The 18,105-nt window shown below is 54.0% G+C and carries 12 protein-coding genes and 4 pseudogenes; 7 read left to right on the top strand and 9 right to left on the bottom strand.

Annotated elements, in window-relative coordinates:
• Positions 1–272 precede the first annotated feature (272 nt).
• Positions 273–902 carry a rod-determining factor RdfA gene (gene rdfA, locus DJ81_RS16745; RefSeq protein WP_094590679.1) on the top strand — a complete coding sequence of 210 codons (630 nt, stop codon included), beginning with the start codon at positions 273–275 and terminating at the stop codon, positions 900–902.
• A 17-nt stretch (positions 903–919) separates the two neighbouring features.
• Here rdfA and DJ81_RS16740 read toward each other — a convergent pair whose 3' ends face one another.
• Complete coding sequence (locus tag DJ81_RS16740; RefSeq protein ID WP_094590677.1) at positions 920–2,863, bottom strand: archaea-specific SMC-related protein; 1,944 nt, start codon at positions 2,861–2,863, stop codon at positions 920–922.
• Positions 2,864–3,198: 335 nt separating this feature from the next.
• On the opposite strand from DJ81_RS16740, the gene DJ81_RS16735 reads away from it, so the two are divergent.
• On the top strand, positions 3,199–4,011 hold the full coding sequence (locus tag DJ81_RS16735; RefSeq protein WP_094526438.1) for an IclR family transcriptional regulator: 813 nt from the start codon (positions 3,199–3,201) through the stop codon (positions 4,009–4,011).
• A 762-nt stretch (positions 4,012–4,773) separates the two neighbouring features.
• A complete protein-coding gene (locus DJ81_RS20030) occupies positions 4,774–4,950 on the top strand; it encodes a DUF3830 family protein (protein WP_094524387.1) in 177 nt (58 codons plus the stop codon).
• Positions 4,951–5,224: 274 nt separating this feature from the next.
• Here DJ81_RS20030 and DJ81_RS16725 read toward each other — a convergent pair whose 3' ends face one another.
• A complete protein-coding gene (locus DJ81_RS16725) occupies positions 5,225–6,835 on the bottom strand; it encodes a thiamine pyrophosphate-requiring protein (RefSeq protein WP_094557105.1) in 1,611 nt (536 codons plus the stop codon).
• A 165-nt stretch (positions 6,836–7,000) separates the two neighbouring features.
• Here DJ81_RS16725 and ddh point away from each other — a divergent pair, with 165 nt between their 5' ends.
• Positions 7,001–7,939: a D-2-hydroxyacid dehydrogenase gene (gene ddh, locus DJ81_RS16720; RefSeq protein ID WP_094590675.1), complete on the top strand. Its 939-nt coding sequence runs from the start codon at positions 7,001–7,003 to the stop codon at positions 7,937–7,939.
• 159 nt (positions 7,940–8,098) lie between these two features.
• Here the strand turns inward: ddh and uraH are convergent.
• From uraH to DJ81_RS16705, 4 genes and pseudogenes are all read right to left on the bottom strand, one after another.
• Positions 8,099–8,356 (bottom strand): annotated as a pseudogene (gene uraH, locus DJ81_RS16715) (hydroxyisourate hydrolase); the annotation flags it as partial.
• A pseudogene (locus DJ81_RS19725) lies at positions 8,353–8,460 on the bottom strand (IS6 family transposase); the annotation flags it as partial. The pseudogenes uraH and DJ81_RS19725, both read right to left, overlap by 4 nt.
• A 163-nt stretch (positions 8,461–8,623) precedes the next feature.
• On the bottom strand, positions 8,624–9,691 hold the full coding sequence (locus DJ81_RS16710; protein ID WP_094526436.1) for an isocitrate/isopropylmalate dehydrogenase family protein: 1,068 nt from the start codon (positions 9,689–9,691) through the stop codon (positions 8,624–8,626).
• A gap of 413 nt (positions 9,692–10,104) precedes the next feature.
• Positions 10,105–11,436 (bottom strand): glycerate kinase, encoded by a 1,332-nt coding sequence (locus tag DJ81_RS16705; protein ID WP_094590671.1) that lies wholly within the window; start codon positions 11,434–11,436, stop codon positions 10,105–10,107.
• A gap of 796 nt (positions 11,437–12,232) precedes the next feature.
• Between DJ81_RS16705 and DJ81_RS20025 the strand changes: the two are divergent.
• Positions 12,233–12,790: pseudogene (locus tag DJ81_RS20025) on the top strand (M20/M25/M40 family metallo-hydrolase); the annotation flags it as partial.
• Positions 12,791–13,066: 276 nt separating this feature from the next.
• Positions 13,067–13,878, top strand: a pseudogene (locus DJ81_RS16690) (IclR family transcriptional regulator).
• A 71-nt stretch (positions 13,879–13,949) separates the two neighbouring features.
• Here DJ81_RS16690 and DJ81_RS16685 read toward each other — a convergent pair.
• From DJ81_RS16685 to DJ81_RS16675, 3 genes are all read right to left on the bottom strand, one after another.
• A complete protein-coding gene (locus DJ81_RS16685) occupies positions 13,950–15,212 on the bottom strand; it encodes a Zn-dependent hydrolase (RefSeq protein ID WP_094527340.1) in 1,263 nt (420 codons plus the stop codon).
• A gap of 126 nt (positions 15,213–15,338) precedes the next feature.
• A complete protein-coding gene (locus DJ81_RS16680; RefSeq protein WP_094524395.1) occupies positions 15,339–15,755 on the bottom strand; it encodes a DUF3830 family protein in 417 nt (138 codons plus the stop codon).
• Between the two features lie 44 nt (positions 15,756–15,799).
• Positions 15,800–17,170: a dihydroorotase family protein gene (locus tag DJ81_RS16675; RefSeq protein ID WP_094590700.1), complete on the bottom strand. Its 1,371-nt coding sequence runs from the start codon at positions 17,168–17,170 to the stop codon at positions 15,800–15,802.
• A 222-nt stretch (positions 17,171–17,392) separates the two neighbouring features.
• Here DJ81_RS16675 and uraD point away from each other — a divergent pair, with 222 nt between their 5' ends.
• Positions 17,393–17,896 (top strand): 2-oxo-4-hydroxy-4-carboxy-5-ureidoimidazoline decarboxylase, encoded by a 504-nt coding sequence (gene uraD / locus DJ81_RS16670; RefSeq protein WP_094524397.1) that lies wholly within the window; start codon positions 17,393–17,395, stop codon positions 17,894–17,896.
• The last annotated feature ends 209 nt before the right edge of the window (positions 17,897–18,105 follow it).

Genomic DNA, 18,105 nt, shown 5'->3' with positions numbered 1-18,105 from the left:
TAATACAATATACTCTGTTTTTAAATATGAATAGAACGCACAATTTGACATATATCAGGAATTGATGTCTTTATAACGTTTGTTAACCCGTTCTCTATGATTGTCATATAAATAATATTAGTATGATAATAATCTTATGATAATTTAATTTTTCGACTGTATGATCTCAGTTTTATCGCATCGGCTGGTATCACTATTCCCCAGAGGAGACCGTGAGGATACTCGATTGAACAGCACCGCTATTATATATGTTGCCACCGCTATTTGGGAATATGCCGGAAGAAACCAGTGGACAATCAAGAAAGTCGAATAAGGTTGCGAGACTGATCGCTGAATATCATCTCGCTGAATCTCTCGGCGATAAACTTGAACGGCTCTGGACTGCCGAGGACCAACAACGTAAGAGTCTCCGAGATCTTGCAGATCTCTTCAATCAGCGATTGCTCGAAAGTGCGATGGCCTCTGCAGGAATTTCTACAGTAGACGGAGAAATCTCCAATCTTTATCGTCTCCTCACCGCTGATGACGTGAGTAGTGGTATGCGAACCGAGGCTCGAAATCGTCTTGAACGGGATGGCGTCGATGTCAAGCAACTCGAACGCGATTTCGTCTCGTATCAGGCAATTCGGTCGTACCTCACTAAATATCGGAATGCTTCCTACGAATCCCCCTCCGACAGCGAGCAAGTGGAGAGCGTTCTTGATTCCATCCGACGTCTCCAGTCCCGCCTACGGTCACTCATCGAGGGCAGCTTGGATCGACTCCGATCAACAGAGCGAATCACGCTCGGCGAGTTTCGCTTGTTTATCGATGTTGACGTTCTCTGCGAGGACTGTGGCGAACAGTACAGCGTTATTGACCTGCTGGAACGTGGCGGTTGTGATTGCGAGGACGGAACATAGCCGCTTCTGGCCGGGTCCTATATTTCAGTGATGAGGGTATAATCGTCGTCGAGAGCCTGTGCGTCTTCGGGGAGCAGAGCGACAACCAGGAACTCCGGATAGTCGGCCATATAATTGATCAGCGATGCGATTCGCTGTGAATCGATGGCCTCCAAGGAGTCCAGAATCATGAACGGAACCCGTTCGTACACCTCGTGAACGAGATAGCCCGCAAGAGCAAACACCAGTCCAGTGACTTCTCGTTCGCTTTCGCTGAGATGATCGACGGTGTCCTCGTACGCCGCTCCGGTGTCGGTACTCCGGACGACGTGTAGTTCGAACTGAGTTTTTTCCACCTTTCTTCGTCCGTCTCGTACCTCGCGCTCGACTCTTTCGATCCAGATGCGCTCGATGTTCTCATAGCCGAGAGTCTCGAGGACTGCATCCATATGCTCGTTGAATTGCTCGACAGCGTTCTCTTCGATCTGATCGATTCGCGTCCGGAGATCCGTCAGTTCAGTACTGATCTCTTCTCGCTGCGAATTCAACCGTGTCTCCTCAGCAAGGCGCTCTTCGATAGAGCCGATCTGTTCCGTCACATCCTCCAGCTCAGATTCAAGCCGTTCGAGATCGAATTCCAACTGATTTGCCTCCTTGTGAAGATCCAGAATTTCACTGAAGTCTGCAGATTCTAACGTTTCGATCTCCGATTCAAGATCCTCGACTCCCTCGTTGAGATGTTCTCGCTCGTCTCGCAAGTCATCCAATCGCTCTTCGCGTTCCACGATTTCACTCTCGATGCCAGTGAGTTTTCTCTCAATCGACTCTCTTCGCTGCTGTTGTTCCCGATATTCCTGCTGTTTGCCTTTCAGCTGAGACAATTCCGATTCGAGGTCCCGGACCGTTTCCAGTTTCTCTTGACGGATATCCCGAAGTTGATCAAGCGTCTGTGTGATATTCTCCTCTTCGACTTCGGATCCACAGGTCCAACAGACAACCATGTCGTCGACAAGTGCATCCGTCACTGTGCTGTCAGTCTCTTGAGCGCTCAGAACGGAGGTGACAGTTCCTTCGCTCTCTTCCAGCCGTTCTTCATTGAACTGAATCACGTTCTGGAGGTTGCTCACCTCGCTTTCGAGACTCTCTTTCCGGTCTCGAAGTCTGGAAATTTCGTTTTTGAGCTCGTCATGCTCCCCCATCGGTGTGTCGGGAAGCTCATCGAGCTCCGACTCGAGGTCTCTCCGTTCGGTTGTCAGTGCTTCAATGCTCTCTTGTTCGACTTCGATGTCGGATCGAACCCGATCTAATTCGGCGCGTTTCTCGCGGAGTTCGTCGAGGCAGGCCTCGAGTTCTTGTTTCTCTTCCCGCGTTTCGTCGACGTCGGCATCGAGGGTCTCAATCTCTTCTTCCTTTGCTACTAGTTCCTCTTTTTTCGCTTCGATCTCGTCTTTGAGCTGGCTCCGGTCCTCTTCCAACTTTGGCATTTCACCCTTCAGCTCGTTGAGTTCATCGAGTTCATCGTCGATCTGCGACCGTTCCCGTTCGAGCTGTTGGATTTCTGATTGGATCGATTCGGTATCGACTGGTCGCATGATGAGCTCGTGAAGATCGGCACCGCTGATGACGGATCGACGGGCTTCGTTGGTTTCCAAGAGAAATGCGAACAGGTCGGCAAGCTCTGGCTCATCAAGATAGGGGTTGCCTCCAGTCGTGACGGAGCCATTTGTGCGAGTGAACGTTCGCACATAGGTTTCCTCATCAACGTCGAGCGCAACTCGTCCTTCATCCGCGTCTGCTTTCAGGGACGCATTATCGCTTCCCATAACTGCCATGATAGACCGGAGTAGCGACGTTCGATTCGTCGCGTTTCTCCCCTCCAATACCGTGATCCCGGGAGAAAAGTCTACAGATGCTTTGTCGATACCCCCCATATTTTCTACCTCAAGTTTGGCGGCTTGATCGAGTATATTTGCCCGGTTCATATCCTTGTATAGAATCTTTATAATAAAAGAGTTGTGGCATTGACTCACTTCCACCTTCAGGATCGAGCATCTCAAAACCTCATAACAAAATTAGTATTGTTATTCTAATGCGATGTAGATAAGGCACTATGACTATTATTCCAAAGTGATTAATTTATTATTTTGAATTTATTTCAGATATCAGGGCAGAATATATTTTTTTATTGAATAGTTGTACTGTCCCATCCATATATAATGGAATAATTCCTTCGTATATTCAGATAGAGAAATTCGGCTAGTGTCTATCCGTTTGATATAGCCAAACGATTAAGTAAATTCGAATGGTTTGTGAGAACATGACTGTCGATCCAAACCAATCGGAGTCGCCGCGGACACTAAAAACAGTAGAGCGTACAGCTCAGATCATCGAGGCGCTCGAAACACTGGACGGTGCGGGAGTGACCGAGTTGGCGACTCATCTCAGAATTTCAAAAAGCTCCGCGTATCATTACTTGGCGACTCTCCGTCAGGAAGACCTAGTCGTCAAGAATGGTGAGCAGTACGAACTCAGTTTGCAGTTCCTCCTCGCTGGCGAGTACGTCAGGAATCGAAATCGACTGTACAGATACGGAAAAGACGAGGTCGAGGACCTCGCGGAGTCGACCGGTGAGTACGCGAATCTCTTCACCGAGGAACATGGGATGGGCATCAATCTGTACAAAGTGAGCGGCAGTGACGCTGTCGGAAGCGGGTATCAGACCGACAAGCTTCAGCGCCCGGACTATCTCCACTGTACGGCAACAGGAAAAGCAATCCTAGCATATCTTCCCCGCGAGCGCGTCGACAAAATCCTCGACCAACACGGGCTTCCGAAACAGACCGCCAACACGATCACCGATCGCGACGAACTCTTCGCCGAACTCGATACTGTTCGTCAGCAAGGATATGCACACAACGACGAGGAAGAAGTTGAGGGTCTGCGTGCCGTCGGTGCACCCGTCATCGACCGTAATGAGAACGTCTTGGGTTCGTTGAGTGTCGCCGGACCGACGAGCCGTCTGAAAGGGGAGCAATTCAAAGACCAACTTCCAGAGAAGGTCCAGAGCGCGGCGAACGTGGTCGAAGTGAACCTGAACATGGCGACTCACGAGAATGAGTCGTTGGAGTGATAGACTTCGTCTTCGGCGGAAACTCCGCTGAACCGGTTTCTGTATCGCAAGGGGCCTCCACGTGGCACGTATCTTGTTACGTTGACTGCGTTTGTATTATACGAACCACGATAAGATAGTGATTGCCGCAGTAGAAGCCCGTCTCAACCGTATTTTCCCCCGATAGTGCCGATAACTACGTTATCCTCATTTGTGATATAGTAACGATAGTCGAAGATCGATACTTCACGGGCGGAGCAGGTCGAGTGTTTTGGGGCTTGTCTCGAGACGAAGATCTCCCGTTTCACCGTGTGACAGACGTTTATCGTCGTTATTGACGTCGAGGCGCAGTACGACGACACTGACGACTCGAGTTCTGGTTTGTCGGCGGATGCTCCGCAACGCGCCTCCTCAGTATGGTGGTCGGCGTCTTGGTCAGCCTCCCGATCTTCGATCTATCGTGGGTGATTAGGCTGCCGACTGCGTTCGTCGCGTACTCTGTGCTCTCGAAGGTGAACTTCAACCGCCACGTTATCCGAACGACCAGCTCGCGGAGCACTCAACCCACCAAAAGAGACTGACACCACCGGCGTACGTCGATTGAGAGACTCGCCGTGCTCAAGGTGGACGCAGCTTTTTCATTCTTCATTGGGTCACCGTCGGACCCGTGACGCAGATAGAGTCCGACATCGATGTCCAAGTGTTTATCTCCGATCTACTCGAATATGAAGCCCTCGCTCGGTCGAGGTACTCTAAGAGTTCCTGCCGCTCGTATCGGAACTCATGCTTCCGGAGATTCCTCGCGAGAACCACACAGTCTATCCCGCGCGTGGCGACACCCTCCACTATCCGATCTATCGGAACGAAAGAGGTACTTATCACCTACGGCCCGATCTGCTTCGAGAGCCCGCAGGTAAAATAGCCGGCTACCGGGTCGCAAGCCTCAACTCGAGCACGTGAGACTCGTACTCAAACTCCACATAGAACAGTGTGAACACTAGCGCGGCCGTCGGTGTCGTCTCGACGAATACGTGGACCATCCGATGTGCAGTCGGGATTGAGAGAGAGAGGCAAACCACTCGGGATGAATGTAACCGCCGAACTGGGATACAGTCAATACACCGATCGGGTTCGTCCGAATTGGAACGTGTGATCGTGGGAGGCCTCAATCAACGAGAATAAAGCTAGTCCAGCGGGTATGTTGGCGCCACCAGTCGTACCGGTGGATGAGCTGTTATTCGAGATCAGGACGGGATAACGCGGTCTCTTTGGACGTAAGGAACTCCAGTAGCACCGGTGTCCCTTCTTTATTTTTCTGGACGCCACGTCGAATCGCGTCTGCAATATTGTCGGGGTCTTCGATCCGTTCACCGTACCCGCCCATCGATTCCGCAAAGTCAGCATAATGGCCCGAGAAAGGCGTATCGTAGCTCGCCATCTCAAAGTTGTTTAAGACGATCTCGAGAACCGGAATGTCCTCTCGAACGGCCGTCTCAAAGTCCATTCCGGTCATACCGATGGCACCGTCGCCCATCACGTGAACGCATGTCTTGTCTGGCCGTGCGAGCTTCGCACCCATCATCAGCCCGAGACCGTACCCTAACTGAGTCGTCTTACCCCATCCGACGTACGATAGTGGTTCGGTCACCTCAAAGAAGGGCGCCATAAAGTCGCGAGCATTCCCGGCGTCGGCTGTGGCGATGATTTCGTCTTTATCGAGGACCCGATCGAGCTCGTACACGACCCGGTAGGGATTGATCGGCACTTCGTCTGATGTCAACGTGGCTTCCCAATCCTCACGCCATTCTGCTTCGACCTCGGCGATCTCGTTGGCAACGGTATCGAATCGGCCACGCGAGTCGCCGTTGAGCCGGTCTTGAACCTCGTCAACAAGAGCTTCGAGCGTCAGCTTCGCGTCACCGACAAGACCGTAGTCAGATTCGACATCTTTGTCGATGTCACCCGCATCAAGGGTTGAGTGGATCAGCGTCTTGCCATCGGGCACGGTAATTCCGTACGCTGTCTTCGTGAAGCTGCAGCCAATTCCGAAGATGACGTCCGACTTCTCGAGGAAGTGATTCAGTGCCCGTGGTTCACTTTTACTCCCGGCACCGAGGGAAAGCGGGTGATCTTCAGGGAAGGCGCTTTTCCCGTTCAACGTGGTCGCAACGGGCGCTTCGAGCAGCTCAGCGAGTTCCTGCAGCGGGTCCCACGCCTCCGCATAGTGGACACCCTGGCCGGCGTTGATGACGGGATTATCGGCCTCTAGGAGTACGTCGACGATCTCCGGGATTGCCTCCGGATCAGGAGCAGATCGAGTTGACGAGGTTGATGCATACTCGACGTCGCCAATCTCTTCACTGAATACGTCTTTGGGGACCTCGACGAGTGCCGGTCGTTGACGGCCGTTCCGCGCCGATTGGAACGCGCGACGGAACATCTCACTGACGGAGTCCGGATCGGTCAACTGCTCGGCGGTTTTGGTAACGTGCTGGTAGTTTATGAGCGAGCTGAACTTGGGATCGGTATTCGTCTTGGCCCGCGAGTACCCCGCGGGGATCGCGACGATCGGAGCTGACTCCGCGTACGCCTGTGCGATGCCACCGACCGAGTTCTCGGTCCCAGGACCGTGCTGGCAAGCGAACGCTCCCACCTGATTGCCGGATGTGATGCGGGCGATACCATCCAGCATGTGCGCGCCTGTGCGCTCTTGACGGACCACAATCGGACGAATTCCGGCTTCCTCCGCAGCGTTATCGTCAAACAGTGGATTACTAGGGAATCCGATCAGGTGCTTGACCTCCTCTTGGGCTAATATATCGGCTATTGCCTCTGTTACATTCATACCGTCTATTACTCAACGATTCTCATGTGTCATAAAAGTACGGAATCATTTAAAAATAATCATAATGATCGTATATTCTGATTGAGGCGGATTCGCCGCTCCTCTGGAGGTCAAATATTTCTCATGACACCAAGGTTTATTATCGGCATCGTTCGATAACTTAGTATGCCGGAGTCTACAGACTTGGATCGGCTGTGTGTACACGAATCGGTCGAAAACGTGATTCCCAAGGAAGCGTTCGTGGCGGCGCTCGAAGATGGACCACTCGACGTCGAGCTTATAGGAGATCAGGAACCTATCACAGAAATGGATGCGGTCGCGACCTACGTACCACACGATGAGTTTCTGGATGCTGGGTGGGTTCACTGTATCCGCGCCGGATACGACGAATTCGATACAGAGCGATATCGGTCTACTGGCGTACCGCTCACGAATAGTACTGGGATCCACGAGACAACCGTGAGCGAAGTCGCCTTGGGATTCATGCTGTCGTTGGCTAGAAACCTTCACGTGTACCGCGATCATCAAGCGGCAAACGAGTGGTACGAGCCCGACTATCACCGGCCGTTTACGCTGGAGAACGAACGGATCTGCGTCGTCGGACTGGGAACGATTGGGAGGGGTATCGCGAAGCGTGCCGACGCGCTGGGGATGGATGTGATCGGAATACGTCGCTCGACCGATCCCGTTCCGGGGGTCTCGAAGGTATTCCAGCCCGATGAGTTGAATGATGCGATAGCGGACGCACGGTTCGTCGCGCTTACGGTGCCACACACGCCGTCTACTGAGCACATGATTGACGAGTCGGCACTCGCGCAGATGCGAGATGACGCGTACTTGATCAACGTCGCTCGCGGTCCCCTTGTGGATGAGGCCGCACTCGTCGACGCACTCGAACGTGGCGAGATCTCGGGAGCCGGACTGGATGTTTTTGAAACTGAACCGCTTCCAGAAGAATCCCCTCTGTGGGACTTCGACGAGGTGATGATCTCACCGCACAAGGGGTCGGCGACGAACCGGTATCACGTCGATATTGCGAATCTGGTGAAAGAAAATATCGATTACTACCTGGCGGACGAAGACCTGCGGAATCGGGTAGCGTAGTCACGACGGGGTCGTTGCTCAGGCAACGGATACGAACTATCGTCTTTGTCGGCGACGGGTTTTGTCGATATTGCCGGTCCAATATCAGGTAGTCGGCACTAGTAGAAGAAACAATCTGTTAACAGGAAACGACGACGGAAGTCCAAAAAATACTCATCGCTAGCTCCAACGGTAGGTCGTGTACCCGCCGGGAGAGAAGAGGAGCGGAACGTGGTGGTGCTCCTCGGGATCGGAGGTCTTGAACCGCACAGGAACCGTATCAAGAAAGCTTGTGTCGGTGGACTCTGCTCTCTCGTAGTAGCTACTGACATCGAACAGCAGCTGATAGGTCCCTTCTTCCATTTCTTCGTCGGTCAGGAGAGGCTCATCCAGTCGACCATCGTCGTTTGTTATCCCCTGACTGATTGTTTCTGGTTCATCCGCACCCCGAACATCCTGACCGGTGTCGGAGTGCGCTCGTTCTCCCAAACGTCTTCACAATCCACGTCTAACGTCTGTTTGAGCAGGTCTGCGAGTGTCATGAGCACCACTCACTACGATCTGCTTACTTCTGAAACCACTTCAACTAGACAGTACCCGTCAAACTCATATTACCGTCAAATTACTGTACGCTAAGGTTGACACCCCTGGTGGAACAATTGTTTATGGTTATCTATGTAGCACCCTCTAAAACACTCAAGTAAATTACAAGATACGAGAGAGCAAATCTTCAGTGACGTCAACTGTTGACGATTCTCCGCCCAGATCCGGTGTATGTGGGGCAGTTTCGTCGGCGATTTGTGCTTGTACCTCCTTGCGTAATGTTTCGGCAGCCGCTATCTCACCGTCACCCAAGTATTCGAACATCATCGCGCCCGTGAGTATAGCTGCAAGTGGGTTTGCGATGCCTTGCCCTACGATATCTGGTGCGCTTCCGTGGACAGGCTCGAACATATCTGGATACTCGTTGTTCGGATTGATGTTGCCAGACGGGGCAAGTCCAAGGCTTCCAGTCGTGATCGCCGCGATGTCTGTCGAAATATCTCCGAAGAGATTCGACGCGACGACAACATCGAACTCTTCAGGTCGGCGAACAAGATCCATCGACGCTCGATCCACGAGGATACTCTCCACGTCAACTTCGGGATACTCTGTACTCACTTCATCGACAATATCATCCCAGAACACCATTGAGTACGCCTGTGCGTTGGACTTTGTGATGCTCGTTAGGTGTCCGTTCCGCTCGGTCGCCGCCTCAAACGCACTTCGGACGATCCGTTCGGTTCCCTTGCGCGTGAATACACCCGATTGAACAGCAATTTCGTTACTGAAGCCTTGATGTTCCCGTCCACCGACGTCCGCGTACTCCCCTTCTGTATTTTCACGATACACGACGAGGTCGATCTCACCTGCTTCGTATCCTTTTAGAGGACTATCGATCCCCTCGAAAAGCGTGTTTGGCCGTTTACAGATGTACTGGTCAAACCCTTTCCGGATCGGCAGTAAAAGACCGTTCAACGTGATATGATCGGGAACATCTGGATGACCCACAGCTCCGAGAAAAATAGAGTCTGCAGACTCTATTTGATCGAGCCCGTCGTTTGGCATCATCGAACCCGTCTCGAGGTACCGTTCAGTGCTCCAATCGTACTCTGTTTGATTGAGTTCGAATCCGTACTTTTCGGCCGTTGCGTTGAGAACATCTAACGCTGCATCAGTCACTGCAGGACCGATACCATCCCCTGGGATCACTGCAATATCGTACGTGCCCATAAAATAACATTTCAACAGGGCTGTTTAAATATTTCCTTTGATAAGAAATATTATATAAATGTTTATTGATTAATGGACTACTCAGTAGCCAACGACCCCAAGACTGGTCTCGACATGTTCGACATTTAGTCCACTTACTCAATATTTCTTGGTGTTGATTATGAGTCAGTTGTAGATGTCCGTCTCTGAATTCGATGGATAATAGATCTATCTTCTGTCGCTCCTCAGCTAGTAGATACCCAAGCGATGGGGGTAGATGAAAGAGTGTGAATCAGCAATTAGCGGTGCAGTCCTTGCGGCGGGATTAACTGCCTCAATTTCTAGAGTATTTGAGGATAAATGGACAGTGGGGCTCGTTATCTGGATAATTCCCTGCATTATAGGTCTCCTCACATGGGTTAACGTGGGTATGCTTATTTTGGATCGGGTATTGCAATGATTCGCAAGTCGTTGACGTTAGTTCCTGTTTGTCCGGTGTAAACTAGCGCATCTCGTCTCGAGAAATACGGATACGTGTCGTTCTGGTCTAGGGACTGCCTCGCGATATCCTTATTGGATACAATCGTCGAGGTGCCAAGCGCACCTGCCGCATCTGTCGCACCGTCTTCTCCGTCTGTATCCACGCTGGCAACGACCATCTCTTCTGAACTTGCTTGAAGTAGACTCTCAAGAACAAACTCTTGATTTGGCCCGCCGAGTCCACCGCCTCGGACCGTCACTGTTGCTTCACCACCGGATATTAAGACAGCGGGCGGCTCGATCGGTCGACCGGACCGAATTATCTCGTTTCCGATTGCACTGTGAACCTTCCCGATCTCACAGGCTTCGCCTTCGATGCTTGTAGAGAGCACGAACGGTGTGAACGGTGTATGTGTGATTTCATCGATTGCAGCGTCGATTGCAGTCGACGCGTCTGCGAGAATGTGTGTCGACACATTATCGAAGCAGTGATGATTTGACTGTGGTGTCTCTTCGAATTTTCTATCGGCACCATGCCTGAGATGGGTCTTAATTGTATTCGGTGGTTCGATATCGTATGACTCCAACACCGATATTGCATCTTGGTATGTAGTGTTATCTCCCACGATTGGGCCGCTTGCAATCGTACCTAAATTGTTCCCAGCTACGTCACTGAGAACGAGCCCGATCACTGTTGCCGGAGCCGCCGCCATGGCGAATTGTCCCCCTTTGATCTGGGATATATGTTTTCTAACCGTATTTATCTCGGTGATAGTCGCACCGCTGGTCAAAAGTTTCTCAGTCACCTGCTGCAGGTCAGTTAGCATCACATCCGAAACCGGGAGCGGAAGCAGAGAGCTACCGCCACCCGAGAGTGGGAATAAAATGAGCGTGCCTTCATCGGCCTTTTGCGCTCTCGATAATATCGCCTTTGCACCCGCCTTGCCACTTTCGTTGGGAACCGGATGAGATCCCTCAATCACATCGACTTGTTTGGTTTCTCGTGGGTCGTTTGTGACGACTACGCCTCCCGATATCGTGTTTTCGAGGATCGTTTCTAATGCCTTTGCCGACTGTGCGGCCGCTTTGCCGCCGCCGAGGACGACAACTTGCTCGAACTGAGTGAGATCAACTGTGGTGTCGCCGACGATAAGATTAGAGTCTTCCTTGGAGACCGTGTTTGCGACGGCGTTCTTCGGTTGGCTTGCTTCGATCCCGGCTGCAAGACAGTCTAGGACTACCTTGTGAGCAGGCGTTACTGCGAGTTGTTTTCTGTTCTGGATCACATTCGGAGTCCCTTGTGTGTCTGTAAAATACTATCCCTCGGTGTAGACTGGCTGGAAGTGATGGTAACTTGACGGTGACAAATAGACGCATGTAAACATTCCTATGGATGTGTTCGTGGCGGCGATCGAAAATTCACCAAGCAATAAACGAGTGGTACGAGCCCGACTATCACCGGCCGTTTACGCTGGAGAACGAACGTAGTCACGACGGGTTCGTCGTTCAGGTAACGGATTCGAACTAATGTATTCTTGATAATTCTCTGCCCTCATCTGATGTATTATGGGAAGTTTCATCTGTAATTTGTACTCGTACCTCCTCGCGTTCTGCTTCGGCAGCTACTGTCTCACCGTCACCCTTTCAAAAACTCTGCTCGTTCGTAATATGCGAAAATAGAGAACGGGATCAAATATAGAAGACGTTACTAGATAACAAACCTAGTCTTGTTATATACACATGTGTTCTATGTTCAACAACCGATCAAGCACCTGTTGAACGCAGAGATAATCCAGTACCCTGGGCCAATCAAGGGGTATAGCGAGAAACAGCACGAATATTCGATAAATACGAACAGAAATTTAGGTACGAGCTGGTGAACTTTCTGAATTATACGTATATCCCGTTCTGCCGAAAGCCCACCATATGAAAATCCTGAGCAGGGAGGGGATCATCATAACGTCTTCTCATCGAATCAGTACGATCTGATGCTGTTGAGCGAGATTGCTGTTATTTGCGCATCGTCCGGGTCATCGTCTCCGATATATTCAAACTAAAGCCCGTTTAATAGGGGGATGGGTTATGAGTAAAGCGAAAGGAGCGCATCAGCGCGTCAGCGAAGACCGACTCCGAGACGATATCACGGAAACCGGGAAATTCGGAGAGGTTGTAACTGACCAAGGACACGGTCGAACTGTACTCACGGGAACGGAAGCAAACAGAAAGGCGCGGGAGTATTTCATCGACCGCCTGGAGGCGGCAGGGCTTGACGTCCGCGTTGACGCAAGTGGGCAATATCGTCGGCCGCTGGGTGCCCGAGAGCGCCGATCCAACAGCACCAGCAGTCGCCTGTGGGAGCCATATCGACTCCGTTCCCGAAGGGGGTATCTTCGATGGGGTGCTCGGCGTCTACAGCGGGCTCGAAGCCGTACGGGCGCTTCAGGAGTCCGGCATCGAATTTGACCGGCCGATCTAGGTTGTCTGTTTCACCGCAGAAGAGGGAGCGAGATTCTCGAACGGCGTGCTCGGATCCTCCGTCGTAAGCAACATTGGACTGTTGAAGCGGCACTCACACTCGAAGATGTCGAAGGAGTCACGCTCGAATCCCCGCTCGAGGACATTGGATTTCGAGGCAGTGAGTGACTGGATGCGAGTAAGTTGGACTCCTGGCTCGAACTGCATGTTATCTCTGTTATTTTTCTTCGCGTATGGGTTTCATTTGTTTCCATATCAAAAACGCCCCGACGTATCGATCTCAGGCGGTAGAGATAATAATTAGACAAGCATACATTATTCCACCAAAACTTGAGTTTTCGAGTGATCTTTCTTCCAATAACCCGCTGATACACAGAATCTACTACAGTCTACGTTTGGAGTATGTGAACGATTAAGTGGTAGAATGTACTGTGTCAGAACATGACGATAGAATCGAAGAAAAAAAAATCACCGCGTACGTTGAAAACGGTTGAGCGAACCGCTCAAATAATCAAAGCACTCGAAACACTCGACGGTGCGGGTGTCACCGAACTGGCTGCTCACGTCGGGATGTCGAAGAGTTCGACATACCACTACTTGGCGACGCTTCGGGAGAAAGACTGGATCGTCAAGAACGACGATCAGTACGAAATCGGTCTGCAATTCCTTCTGTCCGGCGAGTACGTCCGAAACCGCAACACCTTGTGTCGCTACGGCAAGGAGGAAGTTGATGAGCTCGCCGAGATGACCGGCGAGTATGCGAACCTCTTCACCGAACAGCACGGCAAAGGGATCAACTTGTACAAGGTCTGCGGGAGCGACGCCGTCGGGAGCGGCTACCAGACGGACAAACTCCACCAACCAGACCAACTCCACTGTATGGCGACGGGAGAGGCAATTCTAGCCTTTCTTCCCGAAGACCCCGTGACGAGATCCTCGAACAGCACGGGCTCCAGGAACGGACGGCAAACACCATCACCGACCTGGAGGCACTACACGACGAACTGGCGACGATCCGCGAACGGGGCCACGCGTACAACGATGAAGAGGAGGTGGAGGGTCTTCGTGCTGTCGGAGCGCCGGTTATTGACCACGAGGAAACCGTCCTTGGCTCGTCGAGCATCGCTGGCCCGACCAGTCGACTGAAAGGAACGCCGTTCAACGGGGATCTACCCGAGCAGGTCCAACGCGCGGCCAACGTCATTGAGGTGAACATCAATATGGCGACCCACGGCACCGGTTCGAAGCCCTAACTGCCTGAATATTTACTGGCTACGTTCGTTTTCATAGGTCAAACACCGTCGTCGCTGACTATCGAATCTCATTAGCGCGCCAGCTCCCCCAATCCGGCCGTCAACACCCTCGTAGCCGTCGCACAACTGCTCCAGTCCGTCCATTCGCGGGGGCTATGCGAGAACCCGCCGCGGGACGGTGCGAACAGCAGTCCCGTGTCCGTGACACTCGCGATGTGCATCGTGTCGTGGCCTGCACCGGAGTGCATGCACAGGGAATCCGCATCAGCTACAGCCGCCGCGTCTCGAAGCGCGGCCGTACACCGCTCGCTCATCGTGCTCGGCGCGATGTCGTATGGTCGTTCGAGCATCGTCTCGACGCTGCGGTCGCTTTCGAGCGTCGAGAGATGGTTTTGGACGCGTTTGATGATTCGTTCCATATTCTCGTACTCGACGTCGCGGACATCGATTCCCAGTTCCGCGCGCCCCGGGACGACGTTGATGGCGTTGGGCCAGACGTCGAGACTCCCGACCGTCCCGACGACGGTGTCACCCTCCTCGGCGGCGACGTCGTTCGTCACATGTTCCACCTCAAGGACGAGTTCGCTCGCGGCGGTCAGCGCGTCCGTCCGTTCGGCCATCGCCGTCGATCCGGAGTGGTTCGCCTCACCTTCGATTTCGACTTCACATCGGATGGTGCCCGTTATCACCGAGACGATGCCGACGGCCGCGTCCGCTTCTTGAAGACGCTCCCCCTGTTCAACGTGGAGTTCGAGCCACGAATCCCACGTGCTCGCGTCAATGCGGCCGGTGCCTCGGAAGCCGATGTCGGAAAGCGCCGCTTCGAGACTCACGCCTGCGTCGTCTTCGAGTGCAAGGGCCTCTTCGACGCTCCGCTTCCCGCTCGCGACCGACGAGCCGAGGACGCCGTTGGAGAACCGCGCACCCTCTTCCTCGGTGAAACAGACGATTTCGATCGGTCGGTTGATCTCAACGTCGGCTGCCTGCAGTGCTCGCACGGCCTCCAATCCGCTGTAGACGCCGAGAACTCCATCGAAGATGCCCCCTTCGGGCACGGAATCGAGGTGACTCCCACACGCCACCGACCGAGCCGCCGGATCGGCCTCTTCGGGTACCCACCGACCGGTGATATTACCGACGGCGTCGACACGAACGTCGAGACCGGCGTCGTCGAATCGATCGACCAGATACTCCCGTGCCTGCCGGTTCGCGTCCGTGCCGGTTAGGACGGTTCGTCCCTGCCCCAACTCTGTCTGAATGGCACCAAACTCCGCGTTGGCTGTGATATCCTCGCGGAGACGCTCCTCGCTTACACAGTGTTGTTCCGATTTCATGCTGCCCATGCTCTATCACCTCTTAAGAATGCTCTAAGCTTAATATACCAGTATATCAGTGCTTCTGCAGGCCGATACGCGCCGCTCTCGGCGTCTGGACCATAGCGAATCTGAGCGGCCATCGGCCTATCGCTCTCTGACGACGATGTCCTTCGCGCCGGTCTGTAGCGTCTCTTCTTCGATCTCACGGAGTTCCTCTCGGGATGCGTCAAGGCATGCGATGTGGTTGCCGGCGAGCTCTCCTGCGGGGCTCTTGAAACACGTCGGGCCACAGGGAATGAGAATTTCCTGTTCGTTCCGGTACCCTGGATAAAGCAGGATATCGCCCCGAGACGGGTAGACTGTGTGATTCTCGCGTGGAATCTCCGGGAGTTCGATTTCGTCGATATTGATCCACGTCGCGTGTCCGCTCCAGCGGACGTGCATCAGTTCCGATTCGAGCGGGAGGAATTCCCGGAGTGCTTCGACCGATCGAGGTGCCTCATCCTCGAGCAAGTCGGCTGTGAACACACGGCCATCGACATCGAATTCTAGTTGTGTCACGTCGACTTCAACGACAGTACGCGAAATAAAAGTTCCGTCGCCACTTACCCCCAGTCCGGCACCTCACGCCGCAAGAAGGTCCCGTGGCCGGGGTTCGCGACGATATCGCCGTCGTCGGCGACGAGCGTCCCTCGCACGAAGCTCTGTTTCACTCGACCTGTCACCGTCCGGCCTTCGTACACAGAGTAGTCCGCATTCGAGTGGTTCCGCTCCGCCGTGATGGTGTACGTCTCATCCGGATCGAAGATGACGATATCGGCGTCGGCACCGGGTTCGATCCGCCCCTTCCGCGGTAAGCCGAACGTCTGTGCCGGATTGCGGCACATGAGTCGGACAAGATTCGGATACGAGAGGCCACGTTCGTTGACGGCCACGTCGTGGAACACGGGGAGGCTCGTCTGGAGACTGTTGATCCCGAAGGCGCTTTCCCACCACGGCCCGCCCTCTTTCCGTTCGCGAGGCAGCGGAACGTGGTCGGTCGAGACGACCGAAAGTGTCCCGTCGCCGAGTCGGTCGAAAATGGTATCCACATCCTGAGACGACCGGAGGGGAGGAGACATGATCGCCCGGTTCCCGAGTCGTTCGTACGTTTCCTCCGTGAGCGTGGTATAGTGCGTACACGTCTCCGCCCTGACGTTCGAACCGTCAGTCTGCACCTCCGCGATCGCGTCCGCCGCCGCCGCCGACGTGGTGTGGACGCCGTAATACTTTGCGTCGGCCGCGACAGCGAGTCGGGCGACGGAGCCGGCCGACATCGCTTCCGCGTAGTCCGGGCGGGACCGCGGATACGCCGATGGTGATTCACCGCCGGGTTCGCTTTTCACCGCGTCCGTCCGATGCTCGCAGACGGAGTACTCTTCGGTGTGAACCATCCCGACGGCACCGATGTCGGCGAGCCGCCGGAACACCTCTCCGATGAATCCGTTCGACAGTCGGATGTCGTCTGTGGTGAAGAGTTTGAACGACGTGATGCCGTCGTCGACGAGCGTCGCCAGTTCCTCGAACACCGCGAGAGATTCTTGTGTGATGACCGGATGGACCCCACAGTCGATGAGTGGTGCCGCGCCATCGCGATGCCGTTCGACGGCTCCGGTCAGCGTCCCCCGGTCGTCCCATTCTCCGTCGTCCCATCCCTGCCAGGCGAAGGTCAGAAGACTGGTGACGCCGCCGACTGCAGCGGCCGCCGTTCCGGTCTCGTAGGAGTCGATTGAGTTGTAGCCTGCGAGATGGGTATGTGGGTCGACCACGCCTGGAAGGACGAGGTTCCCGTCCGCGTCGATCCGGTCTTCCGCGTCCGGAAACGCATCTTCGTCGCCTACGCCTACGATCGTACCGTCGTCGATGGCGACCGCCCCCTCGAACATCGCCTCGGCGGTAACGACGGTCCCGCCGGTGACGACGGTGTCAATACTCACCACCGGTGTCCACCCTGACTTTGGACATCGACCGCGTTCCATCCACAACATTCGAGAGTCACCGCGAAGTTGTATCGTCTCGCTCCGTTCACCGTGCTAACCATACCCTGGAATACTCGATACCTGTTCTTAAGGGTTGTTCCGTTGTCGCCGCCTCAGCTCCGGGCCGACTGTGAGTGCGAACGAGAATTTAAGTGACGGGCGGTCTGACCAGCGAGGACGATGAGCAAACGAACGATCACGGACGTGAACCGATCGGATAGAGAGAGGTTTGTCGACCTCTTGGGCGGCGTGTACGAACATTCCCCCTGGGTGGCCGAACGGGCTTGGTCCGACCGACCCTTCGAGTCGGTCGACGACCTTCACGAGACGATGAAGCGCGTCGTCGAGGCTGCCGATCGCGATCGGCAGCTCGAACTCCTGCGGGCACATCCGGACCTCGGCGAGCAGACCGAGATGACAGACGCCTCCGTCGAAGAGCAGGCCTCCGCCGGACTCGATCAGTTGACTCCGGAGCAGTATGAGGCCTTCCAGCGACTGAACGACCGGTATCAGGACAGCTTCGGCTTCCCGTTCATCATGGCCGTACGAGACGAATCGCCCGACGCGATCAGGGCCGCGATGGAAGAGCGGGTCGAACACGCACGACCCGAGGAGTTCCGGACCGCCATCGATGAGGTACACACCATTGCGCGCCTGCGACTCGACGAAATACTGGAACCGTAGCGGCGGGTGCCCTCCTGGTGAAAATGACAACGAGCGACCAAAAATGGTTTACCTATGCGTATGAACCTCGTTGGTAGACGGTGACAAGCGCACTACGTAAAGCCAGATTTTGTAGCCCGGAGCACAGCGATCGCTGCACGCAGCAGGGATGACCGACGACGATACCACTGACGGCCCATGATAAACACACCACAAGACACCGACGACCG

Source organism: Halorubrum sp. Hd13 (assembly GCF_002252755.1).
Lineage (GTDB): Archaea > Halobacteriota > Halobacteria > Halobacteriales > Haloferacaceae > Halorubrum.
This window is presented reverse-complemented; position numbering and strand designations above follow the sequence as displayed.